This window comes from Mycoplasmopsis mucosicanis (genome assembly GCF_006546935.1).
In the GTDB taxonomy this organism is placed as follows: Bacteria; Bacillota_I; Bacilli_A; order Mycoplasmatales; family Metamycoplasmataceae; genus Mycoplasmopsis; species Mycoplasmopsis mucosicanis.
Genome location: NZ_SMDN01000001.1, coordinates 66776 through 85734 on the forward strand (window position 1 = coordinate 66776; position 18959 = coordinate 85734).

16 protein-coding genes and 1 other RNA gene are annotated in these 18959 nt (G+C 29.7%); 12 read left to right on the forward strand and 5 right to left on the reverse strand.

From position 1 onward, the window contains the following. Window positions 1-4: 4 nt before the first annotated feature. The 4 genes from ffh to E1I18_RS00310 all read left to right on the forward strand — a co-directional run bounded on the left by ffh (window position 5) and on the right by E1I18_RS00310 (window position 3116). The gene (gene ffh, locus E1I18_RS00295) at window positions 5-1357 is read left to right on the forward strand and encodes a signal recognition particle protein (RefSeq protein WP_141483616.1); all 1353 of its coding nucleotides are present in this window, start codon (window positions 5-7) and stop codon (window positions 1355-1357) included. After that, a complete protein-coding gene (locus E1I18_RS00300; protein ID WP_141483617.1) occupies window positions 1357-2307 on the forward strand; it encodes a YwaF family protein in 951 nt (316 codons plus the stop codon). Before ffh ends, E1I18_RS00300 begins: the two co-directional genes overlap by 1 nt. 49 nt (window positions 2308-2356) lie before the next feature. Continuing rightward, window positions 2357-2752, forward strand: a transfer-messenger RNA (tmRNA) gene (ssrA, locus tag E1I18_RS00305). Window positions 2753-2819: 67 nt separating this feature from the next. Then, window positions 2820-3116: a hypothetical protein gene (locus E1I18_RS00310; RefSeq protein ID WP_141483618.1), complete on the forward strand. Its 297-nt coding sequence runs from the start codon at window positions 2820-2822 to the stop codon at window positions 3114-3116. A 137-nt stretch (window positions 3117-3253) separates the two neighbouring features. Here the strand turns inward: E1I18_RS00310 and pgsA are convergent, their stop codons facing one another. Both pgsA and E1I18_RS00320 read right to left on the reverse strand, forming a co-directional pair. After that, window positions 3254-4024, reverse strand: a complete 771-nt coding sequence (gene pgsA / locus E1I18_RS00315; RefSeq protein ID WP_235888465.1) for a CDP-diacylglycerol--glycerol-3-phosphate 3-phosphatidyltransferase — start codon at window positions 4022-4024, stop codon at window positions 3254-3256. After that, the gene (locus E1I18_RS00320) at window positions 3999-4508 is read right to left on the reverse strand and encodes an MHJ_0274 family protein (RefSeq protein ID WP_141483619.1); all 510 of its coding nucleotides are present in this window, start codon (window positions 4506-4508) and stop codon (window positions 3999-4001) included. The genes pgsA and E1I18_RS00320 overlap by 26 nt, the downstream gene beginning before the upstream one ends. 48 nt (window positions 4509-4556) lie before the next feature. Here E1I18_RS00320 and E1I18_RS00325 point away from each other — a divergent pair, with 48 nt between their 5' ends. The 8 genes from E1I18_RS00325 (at window position 4557) to E1I18_RS00360 (ending at window position 14977) form a co-directional block, all read left to right on the forward strand. Continuing rightward, window positions 4557-5876, forward strand: coding sequence for a hypothetical protein (locus E1I18_RS00325; RefSeq protein ID WP_141483620.1), 1320 nt, complete (start codon window positions 4557-4559; stop codon window positions 5874-5876). Between the two features lie 156 nt (window positions 5877-6032). Further along, on the forward strand, window positions 6033-8327 hold the full coding sequence (locus E1I18_RS00330) for a P68 family surface lipoprotein (protein WP_141483621.1): 2295 nt from the start codon (window positions 6033-6035) through the stop codon (window positions 8325-8327). A 71-nt stretch (window positions 8328-8398) separates the two neighbouring features. After that, entirely contained in the window at window positions 8399-9232 is an 834-nt protein-coding gene (locus E1I18_RS03710) for a thermonuclease family protein (RefSeq protein WP_170218480.1), read from the forward strand. A gap of 23 nt (window positions 9233-9255) precedes the next feature. Further along, on the forward strand, window positions 9256-11355 hold the full coding sequence (locus E1I18_RS00340; protein ID WP_141483622.1) for an ATP-binding cassette domain-containing protein: 2100 nt from the start codon (window positions 9256-9258) through the stop codon (window positions 11353-11355). Further along, window positions 11342-12475, forward strand: coding sequence for a carbohydrate ABC transporter permease (locus E1I18_RS00345; RefSeq protein WP_141483623.1), 1134 nt, complete (start codon window positions 11342-11344; stop codon window positions 12473-12475). Before E1I18_RS00340 ends, E1I18_RS00345 begins: the two co-directional genes overlap by 14 nt. After that, window positions 12384-13409 carry a carbohydrate ABC transporter permease gene (locus E1I18_RS00350; RefSeq protein WP_141483624.1) on the forward strand — a complete coding sequence of 342 codons (1026 nt, stop codon included), beginning with the start codon at window positions 12384-12386 and terminating at the stop codon, window positions 13407-13409. Before E1I18_RS00345 ends, E1I18_RS00350 begins: the two co-directional genes overlap by 92 nt. 3 nt (window positions 13410-13412) lie before the next feature. Beyond that, entirely contained in the window at window positions 13413-13691 is a 279-nt protein-coding gene (locus E1I18_RS00355; protein ID WP_141483625.1) for a hypothetical protein, read from the forward strand. Between the two features lie 14 nt (window positions 13692-13705). Further along, complete coding sequence (locus E1I18_RS00360) at window positions 13706-14977, forward strand: hypothetical protein (protein ID WP_141483626.1); 1272 nt, start codon at window positions 13706-13708, stop codon at window positions 14975-14977. A gap of 38 nt (window positions 14978-15015) precedes the next feature. On the opposite strand, the gene E1I18_RS00365 is transcribed toward E1I18_RS00360, so the two are convergent. From E1I18_RS00365 to E1I18_RS00375, 3 genes are read right to left on the reverse strand one after another with little or no spacing between them, the layout of a single operon-like run. Further along, a complete protein-coding gene (locus E1I18_RS00365) occupies window positions 15016-15489 on the reverse strand; it encodes a hypothetical protein (RefSeq protein ID WP_141483627.1) in 474 nt (157 codons plus the stop codon). Window positions 15490-15494: 5 nt separating this feature from the next. Further along, a complete protein-coding gene (locus tag E1I18_RS00370) occupies window positions 15495-17846 on the reverse strand; it encodes an ATP-binding cassette domain-containing protein (protein WP_141483628.1) in 2352 nt (783 codons plus the stop codon). Next, window positions 17836-18957, reverse strand: coding sequence for an ABC transporter ATP-binding protein (locus E1I18_RS00375; protein WP_141483629.1), 1122 nt, complete (start codon window positions 18955-18957; stop codon window positions 17836-17838). Before E1I18_RS00375 ends, E1I18_RS00370 begins: the two co-directional genes overlap by 11 nt. Window positions 18958-18959: the final 2 nt, after the last annotated feature.

Below are 18959 nucleotides of genomic sequence, written 5' to 3' on the forward strand. Positions count from 1 at the left end.
CAAAATGTTTAATTTTTTAGAAAACAAAATCCAAAAGACTCTTAACAAAATGAATTCTAAAACTATTGTCAATGAAGAAGATATTTTAGAAGTAACTCGAGAAATTAAACTGGCTTTATTAGAAGCTGACGTAAATTTAAAAGTCGTAAAAGATTTTGTAAAAAACGTTAAAGAAAAAGCCCTCGAATCACGTCTTGTTGGCTCACTAAATGCTTCGCAACAAATGATTAAAATTGTGCATGCTGAATTGCAAGAAATATTGGGTGGTCAAGTAAAAGAAGTAAAAATCGACAAACGTCCTTATATTATTATGATGACTGGACTACAAGGTTCAGGAAAAACCACTGCAACAGCAAAATTAGCATACTACTTACGCAAAAAAAACTTTGTTAAAAAACCATTAATGGTGGCTGCGGACATTTATCGACCTGCTGCGGTTCAACAATTAGTTACATTGGCCAAAAGTATTCAAGTTGATTATTTTGAAAAAGGTACATCTTTAAGTGCTCAGGAAATTGTTAGCCAAGCATTATTACACGCAGCACAAAATGATAATGATTTAATAATTATTGATACTGCTGGTAGACTAGCGATTGATGAAGCATTGATGCAAGAGCTTTATGATTTAAAAATGATTGCACATCCATCAGAAATATTTTTTGTAGCCGATGCATTAAGTGGTCAGGATATTCTAAATGTTGCAAGTGCATTTAATGAAAAATTATCTTTAAGTGCTGCAATAATTACAAAACTTGACTCAGATGCTCGTGGTGGTGCTGCATTAAGTTTGGCTAAAGTGTTAAATTTACCAATCAAATTTATTGGAACTGGTGAAAAAATTTCTAATCTTGATTTGTTTTATCCCGACCGTATGGCCGACCGAATATTAGGCATGGGGGATGTGCTAAGTTTAATTGAAAAAGCCGAAGAAGTCTATGATCCTAATCAAGCCAACAACTTAATTGCAAAAGTTCTTAAAGGCAATTTTACTTTAGATGATTTAATGGCTAACCTAGCTCAAATGAAAAAAATGGGCAAAATGAAATCACTTTTAAAAATGATTCCTGGTTTAGCAAACAAAATTAGTGATGAAAAAATTCAAGAAGCAGAATCTAAAATCGCTTCTTATGAAATCTTAATGAGTTCAATGACTAAAAAAGAACGTCTAAATCCTAAACTTCTTAAACAAGCAACACGTAAAGCACGAATATTAAAAGGTTCGGGCCGTTCTGCTTTTGAATACAATAGACTTCTAAACGATTTTGACTCAATGAGCAAAAACATGAGCGAAATGGCCAAAAAAGTTAAAAGCGGAAACCTTGCAGATTTAGCAAAAATGGGAATTGGAGGTTTATAGTGCCAAGCTTTTTTGATTGACATTATGCAAACAAACAATTTCGCTTTGAAGGTGTTAGTTTTACAATCTTCTATTTAATTTTTAGCCTTTCTATAATTTGTGGTTTTTTACTTTGATTCTTTAAGCGTCCTATTAATCGTTGATTTAATAGCAAAGAGCGTCATCTAGGTTTTTTATCAAAGAGAGCGCTTTTTGCAACCATTGGCTCGCTTATTATTGTATTTATGGCAACAAAATCAACATTTGTTTTATTTAATAACTATCCTTTCCCTTGAGAAGTATTACCTTTCCATTTATGCCGTTTAATGCTTCTTTTCCTTGGATTATGTTTAGTGTTTAATCGACTTGAACTAGTTAAATACTTTGGTGCTGTCGCATTAATTGGTGCATTCATTGCACTAGTAAATCCAAGTTTTGAATTTGAAAAAATACCAAAAGGAGATAAACCAGCAGTAGGTTTAGATTCAGTGTTCTACTATGATTACATATTAATACACAATTTCCTATTCTTAGGCATTATGAGTGCTTTTGTAATTCACAAAATGAACTTCAAAGCTAAGCATTTAATAATTCAAATTTCATTCTTTTCATGTTTAGCTCTCTTTATGTTTGGCATTAACTGACTTACTTCTCTATTAACCAAAGATGTTAAAAATCCACATGTTTGACAAACAAACTATTTATATTTAGGCAAAGATGAAGTAAATGCACAAAAAAATATTTTTGGACCTGCTTCACACTGACCTTATAACTTAATAAGTTGAAGCGTTGTTGGAATTATTGCGTGTATTTTGGCCACTTGTTTTTGACTTGCTCAAGATAGCATATTCATTGATAAAATCAACAATAAATGAGTGTTTAAGTACCAAAAAACTAGTAACTTCAAAAATTTTATGAGTTCATTTAAAGAAATACGAATACGTCGTAATGTATGCATTCAAAACAACTAAATGTTGTTTTGTTTTTTTAACTTTTTTGATATAAATATATTGCACACTCGGGGGTGTAAATGGTTTCGACATGCAGCGGGTAATAGTAGCATCAGTGGTCTGGTAAACCTAAATACTTCTAGGCTTTATAGTCGCAAACAAAAAAGACGAAGTTCAAGTTGAACTTAAAGACTTGCTAGCAGCTAACGCTCTACAAGCACAATCAAACCTAGTTTTTGCGTAATTTTGCAATCTAGTGCATCAATATCAATGCCTTAGGTTATTGGTGTGGTTTTAAGGCTCGGTTAGAAATAGGCACACTATTCTAGCTTAAATTCAAGTGCACTAAAAGCGTTTATTTTGTTTATTTCTAAATGCTTTTAGAACTCAAAAATAAACTAAACTGTAAAAAGTGCTGCTATGTCTTGTTGTGTGGACACGGGTTCAACTCCCGTCATCTCCACCATTTGTTTTAAACACCAAAAAATCACGTTCGTGATTTTTTTTCTTTTTGTATAAGGTAAAATAGAAGCATGAAAAAAGAAAAAAAATCAAACCTTTTTGATTCAAGTGAAAATACAATTGACGCAACATTAGAAATTAATGTAAAAACTAAGTTTTCACGAAGTGAACTTAGTAATTTAGACCCTTTCACACGCAATCAATATCTTCATCGTGCAAGAGAATTTGCTAATAAAGACACAAGAGTAATACGTAATGCACTTTTTAGAAGAATGTGAACAACAATAGCAATTATTGCAATTGTTGTTGGTTTATTATTTGGTTTGATTATTCTTGGAATTGCAATTTATCGAAGTTCTATTTCATAATTTAAGCAAAAATACTATAGAAATTTTAATAAGTTAGTGCATTTTTTGTCATGCTTATTTAGGTGTATTTGTCTGTCTCTGTTTAGCAGCATAAATAAAAAGTTAGTCAATTAGACTAACTTTATTATTTATTAAACTTATTTTTTATTGCTTTTTTGATTTTTTGTTTTTTTGCTTTTGTTATTTTGCTCTAATTCATAAACCATTGTTTTAGTTTGTTCAGAAAATTGAGCATGACTTTTGTATGAAATGTATTTTGATACTTTAATTACATAAAGTGAACCAGAGATTAAACTAAACACAAGCGCAGCAATTAAAGGAATGTTGATTGCTAATCAAAAACCATAACGTTTAGCATCTGTATCTATACGATAAAATGCAAGAACAAGGCTATCAAAAGAAGGAAAGGCAATCATCAATATTAGTACTCAAGCAATAGCAAAAGTCAAAATAAATGTTTTAATTTTTCCTCAAATTGATGAAGAAACATCTAATTTAAATTCCTTCATCGCAACTCTACAACCATCAACTATCAAATCACGGCAAACAAATAATGCTAAAACAATAAATGAAACATAACCTTTAGAAACCACCGAAAGAAATAAAAGAATTGTGGTGGTTACTAGTTTATCGGCAATAGGATCTCAAAGTTTACCAAAGCTTGTAACATTATTGGTTTTACGTGCAATCTTGCCATCAAAGTAATCTGTTATCATTGCACCGGCAAAAATTACTAAAATTAAAGCTAAAAATACTCTTGCTAAAACACTTGAAAACCAAAAAGTATGAAAATGGAATTGCTGAATAGCTACATACAATGAACAAATCAACAATAAAGGTAATAATAAAAGAATTCTTAATAAAGTTAATTTGTTTGGTGTATTAATGTCTTTTCATTTTGTCCGCATAAAACTCCTCAATATTTTTTTGTGCTTCGATGAATAATTTTTCATCTAGTTTTTCATCAATTAAATGAATTTGTTCATCTATGTATTTATAAACTTCAGTGAAACTTTTTCATAATGTACAACGTTCATCTTTTAAGAGCGCGAAGTATTTATATAACTCCTTTTGCTCAACATTATTAATAATATACTCTTTAAAATCTGGTTGATTATGTTTATCTAAAAGGTATTGGCGAGCACTCTGAACCACTTCTTTCATCTTATACTCACCAACACTAGGTACAAAGTTATTTAATAATTCTTCGTTTTTTTTAAGTAATAAACTAAGTTCAATAATAGTCATTTTTTTGACTTCGTCTGCTTTATTCATAAACTCCATTTGCTTAATTCTTCGTTTTTTCTTTTTAATGCGTTCTTTAATAAATGAATAAACAAAGAATATCACTAAGAGTGCAACAACAACAATTAATATTATTCATGTAGCCATTTTACCTCCGTATTATTAAATTATATATTAACAAGTATAATATTAATTATGCTTAATAAAAAAATGCGTACTTTTTTACTTTTAACTGCAGCATCTGGCCTTTTAACTCCTGCAATATGTGTGAGTTGTGATAATAGAGATGCAAACCAAATGTTTAATGATTATAAAAAAGCTCTTCACGATGCACAACTACTCTATAATGAATATCAAAAAAAATATGATTCTACTGCAAAAAATAATGATGTCGATTACCTATTAAAAGACTTTTTTTTAGATGACTTATTACTTTATAAAAATCATGAAGATTCAATCAAAAAAAATTCTTTATCACCTTCAGCTACAAATCTTTTAAGCTTAAGAGTAATAAATATATTCAAAATTATTGATAGTTTAGACAACAACACTCATCAGCACAGCGACTTTGATAACCAATACAATCAAATTAAAAACAATTTAGAAACCATTAATAAAACAATTGAAGAAAACTATAAAAACAATAAGATTCGGACAACTTTTAAAGAAGTAATTAGCGAACTTGTGAGTGAATATGAGCAAAAATTAATGATGATAAAAAAAGCAGGTTCTAATGAATTGCTAAATTACATTAAGGATGATATTGAATCACTTAAAAAATTTTGCGTAGATGCAGACATTACTAAAAAAGTTGAGAATGCATGGGCCAATATAAACGATTACAATTCTATTAGTTTGCTTTACTCTAATGAACTTAAAAATTATAAAAATCTTATTGACCAAAAATATGACATAGCTAATTTTTTTGAAAATACAAAATATGAAGAACTTAAAGATCTTCATAAAGGTCCATCCGCACAAAACGCCGATGCTAATGTAGAATTCACGCACTTTAAAAACATTGATTTTAATTACATCCTTTTACTTTGAGAACAATACTTACTCATTAATAAAAATAAATTCAATGATGTTCTCATCAATGACAAAGAATTAAATAAAGAAAAAGTCAATGAAACTAAACTTAATGAATTAATAAATCGACTAAATTTGCAGCGCTATAAAGATATTTTAGATAATGCAAAAGATTACAGACAATTAGCAAGTTTTATTTATTATGTAGGACCACAAAGCAGCGAAAATATCAAGCAATTGGGTCTTTTAGATCGTCTATATTTTCACACATCAAACTTTTCAAAAACAAATAATTTATTCAAAAATTGAGAAAATAAAATCAAAAATCTTAAAATTATTTCTTACAAAGATAATTTCAAAAGTGAAATACCTTATTTATTTAGAAAGTCATATGAGCAATCAATATGAAAAAACACATTCAAATCACTATCAAAAAGTTATACACTGCCAAATGATTGGGATAATTTTGTAATTGTGTTATAATTATCAATCAAGAACAAAAAAAGTTTGTTCTTTTTTTATTTACCTATTTTGTTTGATAATAATAAATTCTATATAATTTTAGTGCTTATTATCAATATATTAATAAGTATGATTGAAAAAAATTGATAAACAATAAAATCAATATATAGGGGAACAATGAAAAATAATAAATTTCTTACAACAATGGTAAGTATTGCTGGTGCTGCTGGTACATTATTGCCATTAGTTGCAGTGTCTTGTTCAAAATACAAAAGAGATAAAATTAAATTTGGTGTAACTTTTTCAAGAGGAAAAGACCAATGAAATGCTCTTACAGATGTTATTAATAAATTTAATGAACACACTAGAGCTGAACAAACAAGACTTGATAATCTAATCAAAGAATTAGGCGAAAAAATTAAAACCGAAAAAAATAAAGAAGAAGCTTCAAAACTAAAAGCTCAACTAGAAAAAGCAAAAGTTGATCGTCTTCAAACATTAGAAGTTGACTTAACTCAACTAGGTTCAGGTTATGGTGCTGGACACGAAAAAATTGTTACAGACTTAAAAAACAAAAACGTAAGTTCCATCCCTAACATTACAGTTAACTACGGATCAACCCTATCTGAAATAGTTAACTATGGAAAATCAGTTAATATTGCTGATGCAGAGAAATTTGGAGATTTAGCAGTAAGTAGAGATAAATTCGACCCTAGATTTACAGTAGTTAATGACCAAGTTGCAGGTCTAAAAGAAGGTGGTTTCTACTCAGTTCCTATCTTTAAATCTACTCAAGTATTTGGTATCAATGGACCAATTTACAAATACCTCTTCACAACTCTTAAAAATGCAGGTTATACACTAGATGATAAAATCAAAACTGATTTTAAAGTTGAAGGTACTGACTGAAACGCTGATATTGAAACTTTAAAAGGTGAAACATATTTAGGTGCTGCTATATCGAGTGATGAAATTAAAAAAATATTTACAGAAGATAAATATGCAGGAAAAACTATAAAAGCATCTATCTTTGAAGAATTCCAATCATTTGTTAAATTTATTACTGATGCAATCCAAATCTTCCCTAAAGCTAAAGATAATGGCGTTGCACTTTTAGGTATAGACGATGCATTCGGTACATTAAACACAATAGCATATTCAAAATTAAATGGTAAAAATTCTGAAATGTTAATCAGTGTTGGTACAGATGAAAATGGAGTTATTAAGGTAGGCTACAACAAAATTAACGATAGTGCTAGCGAAGGTTACAAAGCATATAAAGAACTTATCGAATTAGTATTCAGTGCTATGGGACAAGGTGCTATTAAAGTTTATGGTGGTGGTTCATATGGTTCTCAAGATGAAGTAAACCACAAATTAGGTGCAAACATTGGATCATCAGCAGGATATACTCACAACTTTATTGAAGAAGATGATATAAAACCAGAAATTATATTCGGTGCAGGCGATAAAAAAAGAACTATTGAACGTGATGATATCGGTAAAGTTGTTGAAGTTTTAAATGAAAAAACAAGTAAAAAAGAAAAAAAACTTAGATTTAAACACTCAAATGTATTTATTAAATCATCTGGAAGCACAAAAGCATCATACTACTGACAAACTGATGTAGCAAATGATGGACTTATTGATAAATTAAATGCTCTTGAACTAGGTAAACGATATATCTTCCAAGTTGATAAACCAGGTGATAAAGCAGATGATGTTCAAAAAACAAAATATAGCGAGCTTTCTGCATATTTAAGCAAACACTTAGATAGATTTGAAAAACTTGGTGAAATTAAAATGGTAAGCAAAACCAAAACTGAAGTGAAAGAACTTTGAAAATTCAAAGAACTTAATGTTCAACAATTTGAACAGAAAGATGTCTTAAAAATTAATATTCCAAGTACAGCTACAAGCTTGCAAGACACTGAGTTAGTTGTTTATAAAACTCCTTCGAAATTTGATTCTGCTTCACAAAAATCAGTTACATTCCTTCAAGGACCTAACATGGTTTTAATTGATAATGGTCATGACCAAAATGTTGCCACAATGAAATTCATTAACTTTATGCTTCAAAATAGTGAACAAGAATTTTCGAAAAAAGGTGGTAAAGATAAAAAACCGGTAAAGGAAAAAATTCTTACTCATATTTCAAAAACTGCTTCATATGTAGTTCCTTATGCTGGTTTTGACAAAGATATTACTGGTGATAGCAAAATATATGAATATAAAAATGATTATGATCAAATAAAAACCAATACATATCTTAAAGTTGCTTTTGAAGCATTATCTAATAAAGACAATAGCGTAACCTATTATGAAGAACCAGCTTCTAAATATGCTGATCCATTCCGTAAATCATTTAACTCAGCTCTTAGAGCTGCTTCAGATATCTTTGTAAATGGTAATGATTATCCATTTAGCGATTTAGTAAAAGCTCTTGTACGTACAACTACAAACTTCAAATAATATGTAAATAAATTAATAAACGTTTATGCTCTGCATAAATGTTTATTATTTATCATAAGAAAGAAATAATTATGTCTAAACAAAGAATTTTAAATTTGATAGGTATTTCATCTGTTGCAACCTTTGTTCCTTTTATTTCAGCAAGCTGCAATAACAATAAAGATAGCGACAACTATAAATTAGAAATCCATCTTGATAAAGACAACAAAAAAGTAAAACTTAGTGTTTTTAAAGCAAGAGTTGTTGGACACTCTGATGGAGATACTATAACAGTTCAAGCTTTAGAGGACAAAGCTAAAATAAAAATTGTAAAAAACACCAATTACAAACTAAGACTTTCAGGTATTGATACACCTGAAAAAAATGTTAGTGGTACTGATGCAGTAGATCCTGAACTTTATTGAGCTAAAAAAGCTTCTCAATTTGCAAAAGATGAATTAAAAACAAACAAAATTGTTTATGTATATTTTGATGGTAAAGATACATATAATAGAGTAACAGCCGATGTTTTTTATAATAAAACAAAAGATAATATCGATTCTATTGATGATGCAGTTTCATCATATAGTGTTGAAATTACAAAAGCTGGTCTTACATTACCTTATGAAACAGCTAAAGAATCGATTGGTATCAAAATTACAAACTCACACTCTCTACAATACTATACATATTACTCATTAGGTCTTGCACTTAAATATGCATATGAAAATCAAAAAGGTTTCTTTGAAAAACCATGATATAAATTTAGAAAAACACCTGATGATTTTGAAAAAATTTATATGCTTAAACCTATAGGTGCAGCTTGAAGATCATTTTGATATAAAGAAGCAGATGCAACAACTAATCCAAACAACGTCTTCTCATATGCTGATGCAACTTACAACCCAGAAAATCAAGAAAATTAATATAAAACTATAGAAAGGACAAAATGAGATTATTTAATAAAATAAAAGATTTTATCATTAAAGAATTCGTTAATTATACTGATGATGATTTTAATCAATATCAAGACATCTTAAATGAAGTAATAATGCACAAAGAAGAAAAAGATCTTCCTGCCATTGAACTTAAGAATGTTTATATTGATTTTGGTGAAACATTGGCCGTTGATGACGTTAGTTTCAAGATTCCTGAAGGTAAATTAGTTACTCTTCTAGGTCCTTCAGGTTCAGGTAAAACAACAGCACTTAATGCTATTAGTGGTTTATTAACCATTAGTAGTGGTAAAGTACGTTTTTATGGTAAAAACGTAACTGCTCTTTCACCTCAAAAAAGAAAAATTGGTTTTGTTTTCCAAAACTATGCACTTTATCCACATATGAGTGTTTATGCAAACATTGCTTTTCCTTTAAAAAATGATGCAGATTGACAGAACGGAATTATCACTAAACGTATCATTGCTCAAACAAAAGTAAACATTATTTATCTTAAACACTTAGGAGCAAGTGAAGAAGAATGTAAAAGTTATTTAGAAAACGTACAATACACAAGAGCAGTGCTTGATGAATTGTCACGTCAACACTCTCGTGCAATATCAAAACGTCGTAGCGAACTTTCAAAAGCTCAAACTTCATACAAACTTGCACTTAACAAATATGAAGCAAAATCAATGATTTTATCTAAAAATGTTCTTGAACGTTTCTCACAACTAAAAGAAGATTGCAAAAAAATTATTGCTAATATTAAATTTGAAAAAAGCGTTGAGTTAGCAAATGGAATTGTTCGTGATCCTAAAGATCCAGAAATAATCCAAACCATTATTGATTCTGGTCTTCTTAAATTCACTAAACCTACTAAGGTTTCAACAGAAGAATTAAAAGCAAAATTAATGGAAATTAATACTCAATACGAGAAATTAATTAACAAAATTGCTGCTGAAAATAAAATGGATTACTCACAAAAAGATGCAATAAAAATTGCAAAACTTGAAAAAGAAATACTCAAAAATCAAGCAATTTGTATGTTTACAATCAAACAAATTACCAACGATGAAGAAAACAAAGACAAAATTGCTCAACTAAAAAAAGAACTTAAAGAAGCAGAAGTTAATCTAAAAACTATTAGTCTTGATGAAGTTAAAAGAACAAAACGTAATATGCGTATGGTTCCTATCATTATGCAACAACAACATGCAAAAATAGAAGAAGAACTAAACATAAAATACGGATTTAAAGCAATAATCAAAGAAGACAAAAAATTCAGAAATTTTGATCTTTCTGTTGAAGAACGTAAAGAAATTGAAGAACTTTCACAAGATATAATCAGCATTTCTAAAGCATTGCACCGTGATGTTTTAGATGTTGCTAAACGTGTTGAAATTCTTGGAATTTTACAAAAAAAACCTACACGTTTATCAGGTGGTCAACAACAACGTGTTTCAATTGCACGTGCAATTGTTAAAAAACCAAAAATCTTATTGATGGATGAACCACTTTCAAACCTTGATGCTAAATTGCGTATTCAAACACGTCAATGAATTCGTGAAATTCAACAATCTCTAGGCATCACAACCGTGTTCGTTACTCACGACCAAGAAGAAGCTATGTCAATTTCAGACATTATTGTATGTATGTCGACTGCTAAAGTTCAACAAATGGGAACTCCAATGGAACTATATAACAAACCAGTAAACCAATTTGTTGCTCGCTTCTTAGGTATGCCTGAAATGGGTTTAATACCTGGTAAATATGAAAATGAAAAACTAAATGTATTAGGCGTAGAAATACCTAATATCAAACTCCAAAATCGTTCATTTGCTGAAGTGAATGTTGGAATTAGATCAGAAGACTATGTCATCGTTGAAGATGCTAGTCAAGCTCAATTCCATGGAAAAGTCATTACAGTTGAACAATTTGGTAAGGAATCAAAATTAGTTGTTGAATTAGAAGGCAAAATTAAACTTAATTTCTTAGTTCACAACAAATACAACCCTCAAATTAACACAATAATTCACTTTAATATTCCAACTGACAGACTACACATTTTTGACTCAACTACTGAAGAGAGAATAGAATATGATGTTATCTAATTTTTATCGTAAATTAAGCATTAATTCTAATAGTAAATTTCTTTTCAATTTTGCAGTAAAAAAGCAAGCAAATAAAAACACAGCCATTTCAGGCTCTGTTGTTGATAAAAGAAGTAATTTCTTTGTTGCATTCTTGCTAATTTTACCTGCATTACTTGTGTTGGTTTCATTTACTTTTGTACCATTTATTATCAACATAATAAATGCGGTAACTGAAAAGAAAACTGAATTTGGGGTTGAAACACTTAAATTTGTTGGTTTTAAAAACGTTGTTGATTTATTTAAGCAACTTGAGTTTGCAATTGGTATAAGAAACTCATTTATATATGGTCTTTTAGTACTACCTTTTTCAATGATAGTTTCGCTTTTAGTTTCATCATTGATAGCAACCGTTATACGTAAAAGATTAAGAGGTTTTTTACAAACTATATTCTTCTTACCATATGTTACTAACCTAGTTGCTGTTGCATTGGCTTTTGTGCAAATTTTCCAAAAAGATGGTCAATTCAACCAAATTCTTCGTAGTATTGGTATTAACGCACAAACCGACTGACTTGGTTCTACTGATAAAGGTATAGCCGCTTTTAAATCAATATTCGTAATGCTAGTTAATGGTGTTTGAAGTTCACTAGCATTCAACATTCTTTTATTCACAACTGCAATGCTTTCAGTGGATAAAAACCTATATCGTTCCGCTTCAATTGATGGTGTTGGCGGAACAAAACAATTCTTCACAATTACATTGCCATCTATATCAAAAACTATTACTTTTATAATGACCATAGGTATTATTAATGGTATAAAAGTATTCCCTCTAGCACTTTTTGAAAACGATCCTAAAAAAGCCGTTCAAGCAGGTGCTTCAACAATTATGTTATTCATTTACTACTTCGTTAAAAGTGAAAATAACTATGCTTTAGCAGGTGCTGCATCAATTATTTTATTCATAATTGGTGCTTCATATTCAACCATTATTCGTGGTGGATTTAGAGTACTTGCAATTACCTCAATAAATAAAGGAGAATCAGATGTTTGAAACAAAATTAAAGATTCAGCGGAAATGAATGAATTCAAAGCTAAAACAAAAACGCGATTCAGTTACGCTCCAAGTACATGATAAATCTGTTGCATCCTTATTAACGAAGTATTTATTAAAATTAATTCTAATTACATTTTTTGCTTTAATAGTAATTATTCCTTTTGCTTATATGATTTTGTTAGCTTCAACAGATAATCAACAAGCTGACTTAATTAAAAATGGTTCATCAGGAATTTGACCTCAACACTGAAAACTAATTGACAACCTAGTAATTGCTGGTTCAGGTAAAGGTGATGTATGACCTTGACAAGAAGGCTGACAAGAAGGCTATGTATTCTCATTTATTCTTACATTTGCTAACGTACTAGTTTCAATTGTTCTAAAAATATTTATCACAATGCTTCTAGGTTATGCATTTAGTCTTAAAAAATGATATGGTAAAAATGTTGTTTGAGGTTTCTTAATGCTTCTACTTGTTTTACCTGAAGTTGCTCTTCTTTCTGGTCAACAATGAGTAGTTGTCCAAATCGATAAAGTCCTCAAACCTCAAGAAGGTAATAAAGTAGGACTATTCAACTACAACCTATTTATTATCGCAATTCCTTTTGTTGCTTCTATATTTAATGCTTTGATGTTCAGAAACGCTTTTGAATCAATTCCTAACAGAATTAAAGAAGTTGCTATGATTGATGGTGCTGTAGGTGCAAAATATCTTTTCAAAATTGCTATTCCTATGGTTACTCCAACAACTCTTACAATTGTAATCTTAACAACTCTTGCCTCATGAAACTCATATCTATGACCTGCTCTTATTGCTGGTGTTGATTATCGAGTTATGTCTGTTTGATTATTTAATGTTGGTGTTGACCACACCGGAAATGATGAAAGAACATTCTACAACATCAAAATGGCCGGTGCTATTCTTGTTGTTCTTCCTATGTTTGTCTTCTTCTTGTTTGCTCGGAAAAAAATTATGAATGCTATTAGTCGTCAAGGTAGCACAATTAAAGGATAATTTATGCGGAAAATTAATGTTAAATCAATGACTATCAAATGAACAATTGTTGGTATTATAGCTTTAATAGCTTTAATAATTTGCTCAGTAATTATTGGCCAAATCACAAATAGAATTGAATCAATTAAATATGTAAAAATTGAAACTCTTTTAATTGACCAATACATTGCTTATAAAGCATACGGAATAGGATTTTTAGCATTTAGTATAGTTGTATTTCTAATTTCTGCTTCTATAGCATACAAAGGTTATAGATCATGAAATTACCAATCAACACTCTAATTAAGGGGTTATAAATGAAAAAAAGATTGATTTTATCTCTTGTAACAATAAGTGCATCAACTCCACTAGTTGCTGCTGCATGTGTAAATCCATTCCAAGACAACAACATTATCAAAAAAGCTAGATTACACTACAATCAAAACAAAATTCTAGCAACCAAAACATTTGAAGTCTTCAAAGAAAAATTGATTAATTCTAAAATTTATCCAACTAATAGTGACCAAGAAAAACAAACATTTAACTACGTTCTAGCAACTTTTGAAAAATTCTTCAAATCACTCGACAAGTCATCTTATCTTCACCTTGAGTTGTATCGTGAAAACTTTGCACTTGATGAAATAAAACTTAATAACCAGCAAAAAGATGAAAAGGGCAACAATGTTGCTGCTCCAATCAAAAAAGAAGCTCAAGTTCTACTTCTTGAATACTTATTTGATAAATCACCTTTTGCTTATAAACAACTCGAAAACACTCGTCTAAATAAAAAAATAAAAGACAAAAACAGTGTAGAAACAAACATAGATTTCACAGCCTTGGACAATAGTGTTTTACCCGTTTATTTCCCTAACGTTATTGCTGATATTAACTATTCAGATAAATTTGTTAAAAATGATAATCTCGAAAACTTCAAATCAGCTTATCAGTTAGTATTACAAAACGGCCGAAAAATATTTAAAAATTTGAATACTGATGCAAATTTTAATGATGGTTTTACAAGATCTTTAGCGCCTATTTACTACGTTATCAAACCTGAAAAAACTGATAACGATGATAAAAAAGCAATAAATCAAAACTATGCCCCCGATAAAAGTAACTTTACAATGTTCTCAGTTGAAAATTTTGCAAAACTTGAGCAAGATGTCAAAACAAGAATATTTGACTTTGCTGCCGATCCTCAAGCATATCTCAATAAGAATATTAAATATGCTACACGTTCATTCAAAGATAATAAAAACGAAAACAAAATGAATTTCGATTCAGCAGTAAAAAGATACAATAACGGACTTTCGCGTTATGGACTAGCTGAATATGTAGCATATGCTCTTTACTCAATTAGACCTACACAAGTACAATTCTTTGCTTTCACTAATAAAAGTGATAAATCAACACACTATATGGTCGAATACACACTCAATAATCAATCATACTTATTTGACGTTGAAAAAGATTTCCTAAGCAAAGAAAACAATTCGCAACCTACAATTTATTCATCTAAAAATGAATTAAATAATGCTGGCTACGAATATCTTGATAATCGTTTAGGTACTAAACCTATTTGAGCTTAATAACAAACAAAAATCAAGGTTTAAACCTTGATTTTTTATTATACGAAGGCCAAAATAAGTGAACAAGTTACACCTATAAGACCTAACAAAATTAAAATTCAATAAATTAGATTATTTTTCTGTTCGCTTCGTGCAGATTTAATTTTTGAATTCTCTAATTCATCACTCAAAACTTTTATTTCAGCTTGTGTTGATGAATCTTGCTTTGCCGAGTGCTTTAGTTTTTCAATACGATTAATTAATCTATTTTGCACCTTTGAATAATGCATTTGTCTAAATGAAGAACCTAATCCCTTATTAATCGAAATTAATAAAGTTCCATAGACAACTCATCATATTCCTGCACCAAGAAATACATCAGAAAATATTTTTTGTGCTTGTCCATCATACTTATTATACTTATATGCAACAAGTCCTGCAGCAAGTGCAATAATTATTCCAATGACCAAAACTACACAAAAATGAATAGTTTTGGACAATTTAAAGCCTTCACGAAAGTATTGTTTATTCATTAAAATTATTTAACTCATTCATCGTATTGAGCTTTTGTACCATATATGTAGTGGTCTTTTTCAACTTCAAAAATTTCTGGTACATTTGGATATTGTTGACCTTTAAAGTAGTCAAGTTCAAAACTGATGTTTTCAAATTTCTCATTAGCATTCGAAATTTTTGGAATAGCTTTGAATAAATTAATTGTGTATGGATGTAAAGGTCGTTGATATACCTTTGCAGTGTCACCAGACTCAACAATTTTTCCATAGTGCATAATTTGCACTCTATCAGCAATATATTCAATCATTGATAAATCGTGCGCAATGAATATCATACCTATATTTTTTTGCTCGCATAAATCTTTAAGCAAGTTTACAACCTGAGCTTGAATTGAAATATCGAGTGAAGCAATAGGTTCATCGGCCACAATTACTTTTGGTTGAGTAATTAAAGCACGCGCAATAACAATTCTTTGTCTTTGACCACCGCTAAATTCATGTGGATAACGGAATGCAAATTGTTTAAGAAGTCCAACACTTTCTAGTGATTTATAGATTGTAGTTTTAGTTAATAAGTTAGCAATTTTTAATCATGAATAAGGATATGTTGCTAAGTGTTTAATAACTTTTCATACTTTATTTTCAACTAATTTATCACTTTGAATACCTAAAAGCACTTTAATCGCTTTAATATCCTTGTTAAGATATCTAGCTTCAAATTCAAATGATTTTAGTGTTGCTTTTTTACCTTTATATTTAGATTCATAAAGTTTAATGAGTTTTTGTACTTCTTTAACATGTGTTTTTTGCTCATTAGATGTTTTTAAATTGTGCAAGTGTTTATTTATGTATTGAATAAATGTAGCAAATGCTTGATCACATGCGCTATTGCACTCACTTTGAATGTCTTTGAGTGAATTATAAATCAGTTTTTGCTCACTGATTTGTTGTTCAAGAACTTCAAGACGTTTCTTGTGTTCAACAACATACTCATCAATCATTTTTTGGTTCATTGCGACTGCGTCTTGATATGCTTGTTTAGCATTCTCAAATTCTTCGTGAGTTATAAACTCATCAACATTATTAGGTGTTTTTACCAATTCACTCATTTTTGAGTATAATTGGGAAATTTGTTCTTGGTTTTTTATATGATTTTCATCATTTAGTTCAATAAAGCTAGAAGCATCAAAAAAGAAGTTTTTACTGATGCAATCAAGAATATTTGACTTTATTTGAGGTGTGTATGAAATATTTAAAAGATGCTGAGAATAGAATTGTTTTGAGTATTCCTGCAATGACGTAATCACGGCTCGCACTTCTTCGTATTTTAGGTGAGGTAGTTGAGTTTTGAGTTCTTTAGAAACTTTATTGAGTTTTAAACTCAATAATTGATTTTTAATATTGTGTGCATAGATTTCTAGATCAACACTAATTCATTTCGCATTTCGGTAAATTATTGCATCTTTTTTAAATTCAGTTATGAAATTATTGAATGTATTTGTGTTTGCAATTCTTTCTTCTTTGATTGCTTTTTTTAGTTGAATATACTCATTTTTGAGTACTTTTCGTTGATTTAGAGCTTCATAACGTGCTGGTGAAATTTTCTGTAATTTTTGTGCTTTATAATATTTTTCTTTAGCTTCCAACAGATCACTTTCATCAAAATCAATGTTGGATGTACGATAGTCATTTTGTTTTTGAAAATAATAATTCATTAACTCATCAGTGTTTTTATATAAATCATCAACAATTTGACTTTCCACATTTTGTTTGCTTTCTAAATAACCATAAAATGAGTTAAAGTTGTCTTCAAAACTTAATTTTGGGTCAATTTTTCAAAATGCAAAACGTTGTTTTCACTCTTGAAAAAATTCAGCAGCCAACTTATTAATAGTAGTTAAGTTTTTCAACTTCAATGTTTTGTATTTGTGCTTAAAAGTATAGAAAAAGTTTGTTTTGATTTCTTGTCAGTCTTTAAATATATCATTGACTTTGTCTTTAATTATTCCATTAACTACTAATGGTTCTTTGAGTGTTGTATAAATATTTTTTTGACCATTTAGCGAAGCATGCGGGTCTTGGAATATCATTTGGATATTTTTACGTAAAAACTTACTTTTGCGACGTGAAATTCTTTTTCCACTAATCACTTGACCATCTAATGTAACAAAACCATTGAAATCATCATAAAGTCTGAGTAATGAACGTCCAACAGTGGTTTTTCCTGAACCTGATTCACCAATTAATCCAACAATTTCACCCTCATGAACACTAAAAGATACATCATTGACAGCTTTATTAATAATTCCGTTATTGGTAAAATATTTTTTTAGTCCTTGAATTTCAAGAATTAATTTAGCATCATTATTTTTCATCAATAAATACCTTTCTAAAGCTTTCAATTCTAACTTTTAATTCATCAGGAAGTTCAATTTTTGGTGCATCTGGATGGAGTAATCATGTTGCTGCATAGTGTCGTGATTTAACTGGTAAAAGTGGAGGTTCTTTGTAAAAATCAATTTCCAATGCATAATCATTTCGAGGTGCAAAAGGATCACCTAATGGTAGGTTTGCCATATCAGGAGGAGTTCCTTTAATTGAGTAAAGTCGATCTTGACTATTTTCTGGAATAGCAGAAATTAAAGCTCATGTGTATGGATGACGAGGATCAGTAAAGATGTCTTTTCTTGAGCCTCTTTCAACAATACGTCCAGCATACATAACGTAAATATAATCACAGAATTTGGCAACTACACTGATATTGTGGCTAATTAAAATAATTGAAATATTAAGCTTTTGGCGAATTCGTTCAAATAATGCTAACACAGAGGCTTGAACAGTAGGATCAAGTGCTGTTGTAGGTTCATCAGCAATAATTAATTTTGGTCGTAAAGCAATAACCATAGCAATTACAACTCTTTGTTTCATACCACCTGAAAGTGTGTGTGGATAACGATCAAAAACGCCTTGTGGATCAACAATACCAAACTCATCTAGTAGCGAAACTAGGTAGTTTCGCTTTTCAATATATGGTTTAGATTTTCATTCATCATTTAAATTCAATGCATCTAAAAGTTGCTTACCAATTTTTCTTGTTGGATTGAGTGAAGTTAAAGGATCTTGAGGAATATAACCAATATAGTGTCCTCTGATTGCTTGTCATTGTTTTTGATTGGTAATTTTTGTTAAATCTAGGTCTTCAATTTGAAGTGTATCTGCTGTACATAATGCACCTTCATTAACATTAATTAAAGCTTTTGAAGTTACTGATTTACCTGAGCCTGATTCACCAACAAGCCCAACTATTTCACCTTTTTTAATGGCTAAATCAAGACCCCGTACAATACGAATAAAGTTTTTGCGTCCATTTTTAAAGTCAACTCTTAGGTTTTTAACAACTAAAAGTAAGTCATCTTCGAGTGATTTTGTTTGAAGTTTGCTAAGTTTACTTTGCTCTGATTTATTTTGAATAATATCTTGTGTCATAA